Genomic DNA, 13,518 nt, shown 5'->3' with positions numbered 1-13,518 from the left:
CGTCAATCACTTTCACGGTTCTCCAAAGGCACACCTCTCGATTCCGTAAACGAAGCATACCTACATGTCGAAGCGTAGCGTTCTAACCTTTGCTCCCAAAAACAAAAAAGGCACCCGAGGGTGCCTTTTCTTTTAAGCTCTTAACGATTACTCGTCAGAAGAGAAGCCTGCGTTTAGAAGTGCAGCTAGGTTATCTGTTGCTTGTTCAGCAGATGGACCTTCTTGCGCTTCAGCACGTTTAGCTTGACGATCTTGGTGGTATGCGAAACCAGTACCAGCTGGGATCAGACGACCAACAATTACGTTCTCTTTCAGACCACGTAGGTCATCACGCTTACCAGAAACCGCAGCTTCTGTTAGTACGCGAGTTGTCTCCTGGAACGATGCCGCAGAGATGAATGACTCAGTCGCTAGAGATGCCTTAGTTATACCTAGTAGCTCACGCTCGAAACGTGCTGGCTCTTTGCCTTCAGCTTCTAGGTTACGGTTAGAAATCTTAACTTGTGAGTATTCAACTTGCTCGCCAGGTAGGAACTCAGAGTCACCAGCGTGAGTAATTGTACACTTACGTAGCATTTGACGAACGATAGTCTCGATGTGCTTATCGTTAATCTTAACGCCTTGTAGACGGTAAACTTCTTGTACTTCGTTAGCGATGTACTGAGTTACAGCGTGTACGCCACGTAGACGTAGAATGTCATGTGGAGACTCTGGACCATCTGCGATCACGTCACCACGTTCAACACGCTCACCTTCAAATACGTTCAACTGACGATGCTTAGGAATCATCTCTTCGTAAGTATCACCGCTGTCGCGAGTGATAACTAGACGACGCTTACCTTTCGTTTCTTTACCGAAGCTCACAGTACCTGTGTGCTCAGCAAGGATCGCAGGCTCTTTAGGCTTACGAGCTTCGAATAGGTCAGCTACGCGTGGTAGACCACCGGTGATATCTTTGTTACCGCCAGATTTCTGAGGGATACGAGATAGTGTGTCACCAATGCCAACTTCAGCGCCATCTTCGATGTTTACAATCGCTTTACCAGGTAGGAAGTAGTGAGCTGGCATTTCTGTACCAGGGATCATTACGTCGTTACCTTGCTCATCAACAAGTTTGATAGCTGGACGCATATCTTTACCTGCTGCTGGGCGAGCTGCTGGATCAGTTACTTCGCTTGAAGATAGACCTGTTAGGTCATCTGTTTGACGAGAAACTGTAACACCGTCGATCATGTCTACGAACTGGATGCGACCTGCCACTTCAGTGATGATTGGCATGGTGTGCGCTTCCCAGTTAGCAACAACTTCACCAGCTGTTACTGCGTCGTTGTCGCCTTTGCTTAGCATCGAACCGTAAGGAAGTTTGTGCTTCTCTTTAGTACGACCGAATTCATCAATGATAGTTAGCTCAGATGCACGAGACGTGATTACCAGCTTCTTATCTTTGTTGATTACGAACTTAGCGTTGTGCAGTTTAACTGTACCAGTTGTCTTCGCTTGGATGCTGTTCTCTGCTGCTGCAGTAGATGCCGCACCACCGATGTGGAACGTACGCATCGTAAGCTGTGTACCCGGTTCACCGATAGACTGAGCAGCGATTACACCAACTGCTTCACCTTGGTTCACTAGGTGACCACGTGCTAGGTCACGACCGTAACACTGTGCACAACAACCGAAGTCAGAATCACAAGTAACTACAGAGCGCACTTTCATGCTGTCTACTGAGTTCTCTTCCATGATCTGACACCACTTCTCATCAATTAGAGTGTTACGTGGGATCAGAACATCTTCTGTACCTGGCTTAAGAACGTCTTCAGCTACTACACGACCTAGCGCTAGCTCAGTTAGTGCAACTTTAACATCACCACCCTCGATGTGAGGCATCATGTCAACACCCTCGTGAGTGCCACAGTCATGTTCAGTTACAACAACGTCTTGAGCAACGTCTACTAGACGACGAGTTAGGTAACCCGAGTTCGCTGTTTTCAGTGCCGTATCCGCAAGACCCTTACGAGCACCGTGCGTTGAGATAAAGTACTGAAGTACGTTTAGACCTTCTTTAAAGTTCGCTGTGATCGGCGTTTCGATGATTGAACCATCTGGACGCGCCATCAGACCACGCATACCCGCTAGCTGACGAATCTGAGCTGCAGAACCACGAGCACCCGAGTCAGCCATCATGTAGATGCTGTTAAACGATTCTTGTTGCTCTTCTTCACCGTCACGGTTAACTACCGTTTCAGATGAAAGGTTTGCCATCATCGCTTTCGCTACGCGATCGTTGGTCGATGCCCAGATATCGATAACTTTGTTGTATCGTTCGCCCGCAGTAACAAGACCAGATTGGTATTGTTCCTGGATTTCACGTACTTCTTCTTCCGCTTCTGCGATTTCAGTGTACTTAGCTGGCGGTACAACCATATCGTCGATACCAACAGATACACCAGATAGTGCCGCGTATGCGAAACCTGTGTACATGATTTGGTCAGCGAAGATTACAGTGTCTTTCAGACCTAGTTTACGGTACGCCTCGTTTAGTAGGTTAGAGATTTGCTTCTTACCTAGCTTTTGGTTAACGATGCTGTACGGTAGACCAGCTGGCACGATTTGCCATAGCATTGCACGACCGATAGTTGTATCAACCATCTTAGTCTCTGTTGTGCTGTTGCCGTCTTCGTCTACAACTGTTTCTGTAATACGTACTTTAACGCGTGCGTGAAGTTCAGCTTGCTTAGTGCGGTATGCTTTCTCAGCCTCTGCTGGGCCAGAAAGGTACATGCCTTCACCTTTCACGTTGATCTTGTCACGAGTCATGTAGTACAGACCCAATACAACGTCCTGAGAAGGTACGATGATCGGATCACCTGACGCTGGCGACAGAATGTTGTTTGTCGACATCATCAGAGTACGAGCTTCAAGCTGTGCCTCTAGAGTTAGAGGTACGTGAACCGCCATTTGGTCACCATCGAAGTCCGCGTTGTACGCCGCACACACTAGTGGGTGTAGCTGGATCGCTTTACCTTCAATTAGTACTGGTTCGAACGCCTGGATACCTAGACGGTGAAGTGTAGGTGCACGGTTCAATAGTACTGGGTGCTCACGGATTACTTCGTCTAGGATATCCCAAACTACCGCTTCTTCACGCTCTACCATTTTCTTAGCAGCTTTGATTGTAGTCGCAAGACCACGAGTCTCTAGCTTGCTATAGATGAATGGTTTGAATAGCTCAAGTGCCATCTTCTTAGGAAGACCACACTGGTGTAGACGAAGGTATGGACCTACTGTGATTACAGAACGACCAGAGTAGTCTACACGTTTACCTAGAAGGTTCTGACGGAAACGACCTTGCTTACCCTTGATCATATCAGCAAGAGATTTCAGAGGACGCTTGTTGGAACCAGTGATCGCACGACCACGACGACCGTTGTCTAGTAGCGCATCAACAGACTCTTGCAGCATACGTTTTTCGTTACGTACGATGATGTCCGGAGCTGCTAGCTCTAGAAGACGCTTCAAACGGTTGTTACGGTTGATCACACGACGGTATAGGTCGTTTAGATCAGAAGTCGCAAAACGACCGCCATCTAGTGGTACTAGAGGACGCAGATCTGGCGGAAGTACTGGAAGTACAGTTAGGATCATCCACTCTGGGTTGTTACCAGATGCGATGAACGCTTCTACCAGCTTCAGACGCTTAGTTACTTTCTTACGCTTAGTTTCAGAGTTAGTAGTTTCTAGCTCTTCGCGCATTTGTTCTGCTTCAGCGTGCATATCCATAGAACCTAGTAGGTCCTTGATAGCTTCTGCACCCATCTTAGCAGTGAACTCGTCGCCCCACTCTTCTAGACGGTCTAGATACTCTTCTTCCGTAAGCATCTGACCTTTTTCTAGATCAGTCATACCCGGCTCAGTTACTACGTACATTTCGAAGTAAAGAACACGTTCGATATCACGTAGAGGGATATCCATTAGTAGACCGATACGAGACGGTAGCGATTTTAGGAACCAGATGTGAGCTACTGGTGAAGCAAGCTCGATGTGGCCCATACGGTCACGACGAACTTTAGTTTGTGTAACTTCTACACCACACTTCTCACAGATAACACCACGGTGCTTCAAGCGCTTGTACTTACCACAAAGACACTCGTAGTCTTTAACTGGACCAAAGATACGCGCACAGAACAGACCATCGCGTTCAGGTTTGAACGTACGATAGTTGATCGTTTCAGGTTTTTTAACTTCACCGAAAGACCATGAACGGATCATGTCTGGTGAAGATAGACCGATTTTGATTGCATCAAATTCTTCGGTCTTATGCTGTGCTTTTAGAAAGTTTAATAAGTCTTTCACAATCAGCTCCTGTAAGGAGTTAAAAGGAGCTCACTCGCTAAAGTGAGCACCTTCTACCAAATAATCGCTTTAGATTCTCTCAACCTTAGTCAAGAGAGAAAGAGATTACTCTTCGTCTTCTAGCTCGATGTTGATACCTAGCGAGCGAATCTCTTTCAACAGTACGTTGAACGATTCTGGCATACCAGGTTCCATGCTGTGGTTACCGTCTACGATGTTTTTGTACATCTTAGTACGGCCGTTAACGTCATCCGACTTAACCGTTAGCATTTCTTGTAGAGTGTAAGCCGCACCGTATGCCTCTAGTGCCCATACTTCCATCTCACCGAAACGCTGACCACCGAACTGAGCTTTACCACCAAGTGGCTGCTGAGTTACTAGGCTGTACGAACCAGTTGAACGAGCGTGCATCTTGTCATCAACAAGGTGGTTCAGTTTCAGCATGTACATGTAACCTACTGTTACAGGGCGCTCAAACTGGTCACCTGTGCGACCATCAAACAGTTTTAGCTGACCAGATTCTGGTAGGTCTGCTAGTTTCAGTAGCGCTTTAATAGACGCTTCTGGTGCACCGTCAAATACTGGAGTCGCGATTGGTAGACCGCCACGTAGGTTCTTGATCAGAGTACGAACTTCGTCATCAGATAGAGAAGCAATATCTACTTTCTGGCGAGTCTCGCCTAGATCGTAAACTTTTTGTAGGAACTCGCGGAATTTCGCTAGTTCTTGCTGCTCTTTAACCATCTGGTTGATCTTGTCACCAATACCTTTCGCTGCCAGACCTAAGTGTACTTCTAGGATCTGACCGATGTTCATACGCGAAGGTACACCCAGTGGGTTAAGTACGATGTCTACAGGCTGACCTTTCTCATCGTATGGCATGTCTTCAACAGGGTTAATCTTAGAGATTACACCCTTGTTACCGTGACGACCCGCCATCTTATCACCAGGCTGAATGCGACGTTTAACCGCTAGGTAAACCTTAACGATCTTCAGTACGCCAGGTGCTAGATCATCACCTTGAGTGATCTTGCGACGCTTAGTTTCGAATTTCTTATCGAAGTCAGCTTTTAGCTCGTCCCACTGCTCTGCTAGTTGTTCTAGCTGAGTTTGTAGAGCGTCATCTTCTAGCGTTAGTTCTAGCCACTTCTTACGATCAGTTGTGTCTAGTTTCGCTTCAGAGTAACCACCTTCAATCAGTACAGCTTTAACACGGTTTAGAAGGCCACCCTCAAGAATCTGGAATTCTTCAGTTAGGTCTTTCTTCGCTTCTTTAAGCTGCATTTGTTCGATTTCAAGCGCACGCTTGTCTTTCTCTACGCCATCGCGAGTGAAGACTTGAACGTCGATGATCGTACCTGATACAGAGTTAGGTACACGTAGTGAAGTATCTTTAACGTCAGATGCTTTTTCACCGAAGATTGCACGTAGTAGCTTCTCTTCAGGCGTTAGCTGAGTTTCACCTTTAGGTGTTACTTTACCAACTAGGATGTCGCCACCCTTAACTTCTGCACCGATGTAAACGATACCTGACTCGTCTAGTTTAGACAGAGCAGACTCACCTACGTTTGGAATATCAGCTGTGATCTCTTCAGAACCAAGCTTAGTATCACGCGCCACACAAGTAAGTTCTTGGATGTGGATAGTCGTGAAACGGTCTTCTTGAACTACGCGCTCAGATACTAAGATCGAGTCTTCGAAGTTGTAACCATTCCAAGGCATGAACGCGATACGCATGTTTTGACCAAGCGCTAGTTCACCAAGGTCTGTTGAAGGACCATCAGCAAGAACGTCACCGCGTGATACAGGTTCACCTGGCATCACACATGGGCGCTGGTTAATACATGTGTTCTGGTTAGAACGTGTGTATTTAGTCAGGTTGTAGATGTCGATACCAGCTTCACCTGGTACTAGCTCTTCTTCGTTCACTTTAACAACGATACGAGAAGCATCTACAGACTGGATTACACCACCACGTTTAGCAACTGCAGTTACACCTGAGTCAACTGCTACGTTACGTTCAATACCAGTACCAACAAGCGGTTTGTCAGCTTTCAGTGTTGGAACTGCCTGACGTTGCATGTTCGCACCCATCAATGCACGGTTCGCATCATCGTGTTCTAGGAACGGGATAAGCGATGCAGCGATAGATACAACCTGGTTTGTCGCAACGTCCATGTACTGAGCGTGCTCACGAGGGTGTAGACCAGATTCACCTTTTTGACGAGCTGTGATCAGCTCATCTGCAAAACCGCCTTCTTCAGTTAACGCAGCATTAGCCTGTGCGATAACGAATTGACCTTCTTCGATTGCAGATAGGTAATCTACTTCGTCTGTTACAATGCCATCTACAACGCGACGGTATGGTGTCTCTAGGAAACCGTACTCGTTACAACGCGCAAACGCAGATAGAGAGTTGATCAGACCGATGTTTGGACCTTCCGGCGTTTCGATAGGACATAGACGACCGTAGTGAGTTACGTGTACGTCACGTACTTCGAAGCCAGCACGTTCACGAGTTAGACCGCCAGGACCCAATGCAGAAATACGACGCTTATGCGTTACTTCTGATAGCGGGTTGTTTTGGTCCATGAACTGTGAAAGCTGTGAAGAGCCAAAGAATTCTTTAACAGCTGCAGAGATTGGTTTCGCGTTGATCAAGTCTTGAGGCATGATTGCGTCAAGATCGCCTAGGCTTAGACGCTCTTTAACTGCACGCTCAACACGTACTAGACCTACACGGAACTGGTTCTCAGCCATTTCGCCTACAGAGCGGATACGACGGTTACCTAGGTGGTCGATATCGTCCACTTCGCCTTTACCGTTACGAATCGCGATAAGCTTCTTCATCACTTCAACGATATCTAGCTCGTCAAGTGTGCCTTGCTCTTGAGCATCTTCACGACCGATAGAGCTGTTGAACTTCATACGACCAACAGTCGATAGATCGTAACGCTCTTCAGAGAAGAATAGGCTTTCGAATAGTGCTTCTGCAGCTTCTTTTGTTGGTGGCTCACCAGGGCGCATCATGCGGTAGATTTCTACCAAAGCAGAAATACGATCAACAGTGCTGTCGATGCGTAGCGTTTCTGACATGAATGGACCATGGTCTAGATCGTTGGTGAACAACGTTTCTAGTGATTTGTGGCCAGCCTGAGATAGGTTCGCTAGAGCTTCCAGGCTGATTTCCTGGTTAGCGTTAACAATGATCTCGCCTGTTGCTTCGTTGACGTAATCTTTCGATGCAACTTTACCAACGATGTACTCAACTGGTACTTCGATGTGATCAACGCCATCTTTCTCTAGTTGGCGGATATGACGAGCTGTTACACGACGACCTTGCTCAACGTAAGTTTTACCGTTCGCTTCGATATCGAATGACGCAGTTTCACCACGTAGACGATCAGGAACCAACTCCATTAGTAGAGTTTGGTCTTTCACTTCGAAGTTCACTTTTTCGAAGAAGATATCTAGGATTTCTTCTGACGTTTTACCAAGTGCACGAAGGATGATCGAAGCTGGTAGCTTACGACGGCGGTCAATACGTACGTATAAGTTATCCTTAGGGTCGAACTCAAAGTCTAACCATGAGCCACGGTAAGGAATAACACGTGCGTTGTATAGAACTTTACCTGAAGAGTGGGTCTTACCCTTATCGCTGTCGAAGAACACGCCTGGGCTTCGGTGCAGCTGGGATACGATAACCCTCTCGGTACCGTTAATTACGAAGGTACCATTGTCTGTCATAAGCGGAATTTCGCCCATGTAGACTTCTTGTTCTTTAATGTCTTTTACAGTACCTGCTGGCGCGTCTTTATCAAAGATTACTAGACGTAGTTTTACGCGTAGTGGCTTTGAGTAAGTTACACCGCGGATTTGACATTCTTTAACGTCAAAAACTGGCTCACCAAGACGGTAGCTAACGTATTGCAGCTCAGAATTGCCGTTGTAGCTCTGAATTGGGAATACAGAACGGAAAGCAGCTTCAAGACCGTATTGACCTTCAGGATCCTGTTCGATGAATTTGTCGAACGAATCGAGCTGGATCGATAGCAGGTATGGAATGTCCAAAACTTGTGGACGAGTACCAAAGTCCTTACGGATGCGCTTTTTCTCGGTATAAGAGTAAACCATGGGGTTCCTCAGCTCGCTGATAAGTGACCCAAACTGTCCGCCCGCTCCTAGTTACTTAAGGGGGGTAAGGGACAGTGACTAAATAGCTGTTTACTGTAGTGACATTTCATTGCGTAGGAATGAAATGTTTTTTGCTTGGGAACAGGCGCTTAAACAGCGGGAAAATTCGCCTATACCCTACAGCGCAAAAAGGCCGGTGGTTAAAAAACCACCAGCCAATTAGCCGTTAGGCTAAGAAACTATGCAATAATTACTTAACAGCAACAGTTGCACCAGCTTCTTCTAGCTGAGCTTTAAGTGCGTCAGCTTCTGCTTTGTCAACACCTTCTTTAAGAGGTGCTGGAGCGCCGTCTACAAGAGCTTTAGCTTCTTTAAGACCTAGGCCAGTTGCGCCACGTACTGCTTTGATTACAGCAACTTTGTTGCCGCCAGCAGATTCTAGGATTACGTCAAATTCAGTTTGCTCAGCTGCAGCTTCGCCGCCTGCTGCGCCACCTGCAACTACTGCAGCAGCAGCAGTTACACCGAATTTCTCTTCCATAGCTTCGATTAGTTCAACAACTTGCATTACAGACATTTCTGCAACTGCGTCTAGGATTTGCTCGTTAGTAATAGACATAACAATTCTCTTTTAAGTCAACAATAAGTTTATTTTGCAACCAGTAAAAAGCAAGGCTTAAGCCGCTGCTTCTTCTTTTTGATCGCGGATAGCAGCGATAGTACGTACCAGCTTGCCAGCAGAAGCTTCTTTCATGCACATCATTAGGCGTGCGATTGCTTCGTCGTAAGTTGGTAGTGTTGCTAGTACTTCAGCGTCAGTTAAAGCGCCTTCAAATGCAGCAGCTTTGATCTCGAAATCTTTGTTCTCTTTAGCGAAGTCTTTGAAAAGACGCGCTGCAGCACCTGGGTGCTCGTTAGAGAACGCGATTAGAGTAGGACCAGTGAAAGTGTCAGTTAGACACTCGTAGTCTGTACCCTGAACCGCACGACGTGCTAGAGTGTTACGCACGACTTTCATGTAAACACCCGCTTCGCGAGCTTGTTTACGTAGAGAAGTCATCGCGCCAACTTCAACGCCACGAGAATCAGCTACAACTGCAGAAAGTGCACCACTGGCAGCTTCGTTGACTTGAGCAACAATTGCTTTTTTGTCTTGAAGGTTTAAAGCCATCTTGGATTTACTCCTGGTTGTCGTTACACCACTCACTATCATCACGACAGTGAGAGCTATTGAGGTGCATTCCCAGAAGAAAGTTAACTATTTACATAGAGCTTTCTGTCAGTTCGGGCACCATCTACGTAGGATGATTAAGTTTGTTTTGAGAACAAACACCTACGGTCTTGGACGGAGACTGGGTCTTAATTCATTTCGAACTAGGAGACAGTTCAAAGAACCAATGTTCAGCCCCAACCACAAATATTAGGCGCAAAATTATACACAAATTTTGCGCCTAAGCAAATAAATTATGCTTGAGTGTTCAGGCTAGCCTGATCAACAGCAACACCAGCACCCATAGTAGTAGAGATGCTTACTTTCTTCAGGAAAGTACCTTTCGCTGAAGATGGCTTAGCTTTCTTCAGAGCAACTAGAAGAGCTTCTAGGTTCTCTTTGATCTGCTCAGCAGAGAAGTTTGCTTTACCGATAGTAGTGTGGATGATGCCGTTTTTGTCGTTACGGTAACGAACCTGACCAGCTTTAGCGTTCTTAACCGCTTCAGCAACGTTAGGAGTTACAGTACCAACTTTAGGGTTTGGCATTAGACCGCGAGGACCTAGGATAGTACCTAGTTGACCTACAACGCGCATTGCATCTGGAGAAGCAACAACTACGTCGAAGTTCATTTCGCCTTTCTTAACTTGCTCAGCAAGATCTTCCATACCAACGATGTCTGCGCCAGCTTCTTTAGCTGCTTCAGCGTTTGCACCTTGAGTGAACACTGCAACGCGGATTTCGCGGCCAGTACCGTGAGGTAGTACAGTTGCACCACGTACGTTCTGGTCAGATTTACGAGCATCGATGCCTAGGTTAACAGCAACGTCAACAGACTCTACGAATTTAGCAGTAGCTAGTTCTTGAAGAAGAGCAACAGCTTCGTTGATTTCGTACTCTTTAGTTACGTCAACTTTTTCGCGGATTACGCGCATGCGCTTAGTTAGTTTAGCCATCTTATTAACCCTCTACCACTAGGCCCATTGAACGAGCAGTACCAGCGATTGAACGCTTCATTGCTTCGATGTCAGCACCAGTCATATCAGCAGCTTTAGTTTCTGCGATTTCTTGGATTTGAGCGTCAGTTACAGTACCCACTTTTTCAGTGTTTGGACGACCTGAACCAGACTTAACGCCAGCAGCTTTCTTAAGAAGAACAGCAGCAGGTGGAGTCTTAGTTACGAACGTGAAAGAACGGTCGTTGTATACAGTGATAACAACAGGAGTAGGTAGACCTTTCTCTAGAGATTCTGTTTTCGCGTTGAACGCTTTACAGAATTCCATGATGTTAACACCGTGTTGACCTAGTGCAGGACCAACTGGTGGACTTGGGTTCGCCATACCAGCTGCAACTTGTAGCTTGATGTAAGCTTCAACTTTCTTAGCCATGATAATTCCTAAGTTTGGGTACAAACGCTAATCATCGATCAGCTCCCCGTTTAATGAAAAAACTCTTTACTTCACCAGAAGTAAAAAGGCGCGAAATTATAGTCATAATTCGCGCCTTAGACAACCCTTAAAAAGGTGTTTTTTTAATCAAGTTTTTCAACCTGACCAAATTCAAGCTCAACTGGTGTTGCACGACCAAAGATCGACACAGACACTTTCAGGCGGCTCTTCTCGTAATCCACTTCTTCAACAGTACCATTGAAGTCAGCAAATGGACCTTCATTAACACGTACCACTTCGCCCGCTTCGTACATAGTACGTGGACGAGGAGCTTCACTTGCTTTCTCAAGACGATTAAGAATCGCATCAGCTTCTTTGTCTGTGATAGGTGCTGGACGGTCTGAGGTACCACCAATGAAGCCCATGACACGCGGCACACTGCGTACTAGGTGCCATGATTCATCGTTCATAATCATCTGAACAAGGACGTAACCTGGGAAGAACTTACGCTCAGATTTACGACGCTGACCCGCGCGCATTTCCACTACTTCTTCAGTAGGAACCAGTACTTCACCGAATAGCTCTTCCATGCTGTGCATTTTGATATGCTCGCGAAGAGATTGAGCTACACGACCTTCAAATCCAGAGAAGGCTTGAACCACATACCAGCGTTTTTTTGGAGCTTCACTCATGAATTAAAACCCTCTATACCCCAGTCGCTAGAGCTACTAGACGAACCATGATGCCGTCAATACCCCATAGCGCTAGAGCCATTACAATACTTACAGCTAAAACGATCAGTGTTGTTTGCATAGTTTCTTGGCGTGTAGGCCAAACAACTTTACGAACTTCCATACGAGATTCTTTTGCAAAACTGATCGCTGCTTTACCTTTAGTCGTTGTTGCTGCAACGCCAAGAGCAGCTGCAATTAGAACAACAACGCCTGCAGCGCGAACTACTACAGACATTTCACCATACAGGTAATTACCCACAACAGCGGCCGCTGCTAATACGAAAGCGGCAATCCACTTAAACGTATCTGCTGCGTTTGAGCTATCAGGAGTTTCAGCATTATTTGCTTTCATAAACCAACCTGTCACAAGTCTTAATATAGACGACAACAACCCCGCTGTTGCAGGGCAAACTCCATATCGCTGAAAAAATCAGCGTTACTCTCTTAAGATTAAGCCTCTCCGGCCAATCTTGCTCTGCTCTCAACCAAAATCTGAACAAGAAAACAGCTAAAATAATGTTGAGTGCAGAAAAAGGGCATCAAATGATGCCCTTTTTGCTACTGGTTCGTCAAATCTAATTCAAGATTTTCCGAAGACATTCGTTTAATTCTTTAAGAATTAGTCGAAGATCTTAGCAACAACACCAGCACCTACAGTACGGCCACCTTCACGGATAGCGAAACGTAGGCCTTCATCCATAGCGATAGGAGCGATTAGCTCAACTTGCATTTGGATGTTGTCACCTGGCATTACCATTTCTACGCCTTCTGGTAGAGAGATGTCACCAGTTACGTCAGTTGTACGGAAGTAGAACTGTGGACGGTAGCCTTTGAAGAATGGAGTGTGACGACCACCTTCATCTTTAGAAAGTACGTATACTTCTGACTCGAACTTAGTGTGTGGAGTGATTGAACCAGGCTTAGCTAGTACTTGACCACGTTCAACTTCATCACGCTTAGTACCACGTAGAAGTGCACCAACGTTCTCACCAGCACGACCTTCGTCAAGAAGCTTACGGAACATCTCAACACCAGTACATGTTGTAGTAGTCGTTTCTTTGATACCAACGATAGCAACTTCGTCACCTACGTTTAGGATACCACGTTCGATACGACCAGTTACTACTGTACCACGACCTTGGATTGAGAATACGTCTTCGATAGGCATTAGGAATGGCATATCTACTGCACGCTCTGGCTCAGGGATGTATGAATCTAGCGCTTCTGCTAGTTCAACAATCTTAGCTTCCCATTGCTCTTCGCCGTTTAGTGCGCCTAGAGCAGAACCTTGGATAACTGGTAGGTCATCACCTGGGAAGTCGTACTCAGATAGAAGTTCACGAACTTCCATTTCTACTAGTTCTAGTAGCTCTTCATCGTCAACCATGTCACATTTGTTCATGAATACGATGATGTATGGGATACCAACCTGACGGCCTAGTAGGATGTGCTCACGAGTTTGTGGCATTGGACCATCAGTTGCAGCAACTACAAGAATACCACCGTCCATCTGTGCAGCACCAGTGATCATGTTCTTAACGTAGTCCGCGTGTCCTGGACAGTCAACGTGCGCGTAGTGGCGAGTTGGAGTGTCGTACTCTACGTGAGAAGTAGCGATTGTGATACCGCGCTCACGCTCTTCTGGAGCGTTATCGATAGATGCGAAGTCACGAGCAGCACCGCCGTATACTTTAGCAAGTG

General features: G+C 46.2%; 9 protein-coding genes. All 9 read right to left on the bottom strand.

The features are described from left to right. Window positions 1-147: 147 nt before the first annotated feature. Window positions 148-4,350 carry a DNA-directed RNA polymerase subunit beta' gene (gene rpoC / locus NL647_RS26535; RefSeq protein WP_005451130.1) on the bottom strand — a complete coding sequence of 1,401 codons (4,203 nt, stop codon included), beginning with the start codon at window positions 4,348-4,350 and terminating at the stop codon, window positions 148-150. 105 nt (window positions 4,351-4,455) lie between these two features. Beyond that, window positions 4,456-8,484 (bottom strand): DNA-directed RNA polymerase subunit beta, encoded by a 4,029-nt coding sequence (rpoB, locus tag NL647_RS26530; RefSeq protein WP_005451129.1) that lies wholly within the window; start codon window positions 8,482-8,484, stop codon window positions 4,456-4,458. A gap of 250 nt (window positions 8,485-8,734) precedes the next feature. Next, on the bottom strand, window positions 8,735-9,103 hold the full coding sequence (rplL, locus tag NL647_RS26525; RefSeq protein WP_005451128.1) for a 50S ribosomal protein L7/L12: 369 nt from the start codon (window positions 9,101-9,103) through the stop codon (window positions 8,735-8,737). A gap of 57 nt (window positions 9,104-9,160) precedes the next feature. Further along, window positions 9,161-9,655, bottom strand: coding sequence for a 50S ribosomal protein L10 (rplJ, locus tag NL647_RS26520; RefSeq protein WP_005451126.1), 495 nt, complete (start codon window positions 9,653-9,655; stop codon window positions 9,161-9,163). Window positions 9,656-9,948: 293 nt separating this feature from the next. Beyond that, a complete protein-coding gene (gene rplA / locus NL647_RS26515; RefSeq protein WP_005384683.1) occupies window positions 9,949-10,650 on the bottom strand; it encodes a 50S ribosomal protein L1 in 702 nt (233 codons plus the stop codon). Between the two features lie 4 nt (window positions 10,651-10,654). After that, window positions 10,655-11,083, bottom strand: a complete 429-nt coding sequence (gene rplK, locus NL647_RS26510) for a 50S ribosomal protein L11 (RefSeq protein WP_005451125.1) — start codon at window positions 11,081-11,083, stop codon at window positions 10,655-10,657. Between the two features lie 143 nt (window positions 11,084-11,226). Then, window positions 11,227-11,775: a transcription termination/antitermination protein NusG gene (nusG, locus tag NL647_RS26505; protein ID WP_005451123.1), complete on the bottom strand. Its 549-nt coding sequence runs from the start codon at window positions 11,773-11,775 to the stop codon at window positions 11,227-11,229. 13 nt (window positions 11,776-11,788) lie between these two features. Continuing rightward, entirely contained in the window at window positions 11,789-12,169 is a 381-nt protein-coding gene (gene secE, locus NL647_RS26500) for a preprotein translocase subunit SecE (RefSeq protein ID WP_005451121.1), read from the bottom strand. Between the two features lie 267 nt (window positions 12,170-12,436). Beyond that, window positions 12,437-13,518: elongation factor Tu (tuf, locus tag NL647_RS26495; RefSeq protein WP_253650892.1), on the bottom strand; the 1,082-nt coding region annotated here is incomplete at its 5' end.

Origin of the sequence: Vibrio sp. Y29_XK_CS5 (assembly GCF_024181835.1) — a bacterium.
Classification (GTDB): domain Bacteria; phylum Pseudomonadota; class Gammaproteobacteria; order Enterobacterales; family Vibrionaceae; genus Vibrio; species Vibrio harveyi.
The sequence above is the reverse complement of the archived record's forward strand: the minus strand, read 5'-3'. Positions and strand labels throughout refer to the sequence as shown.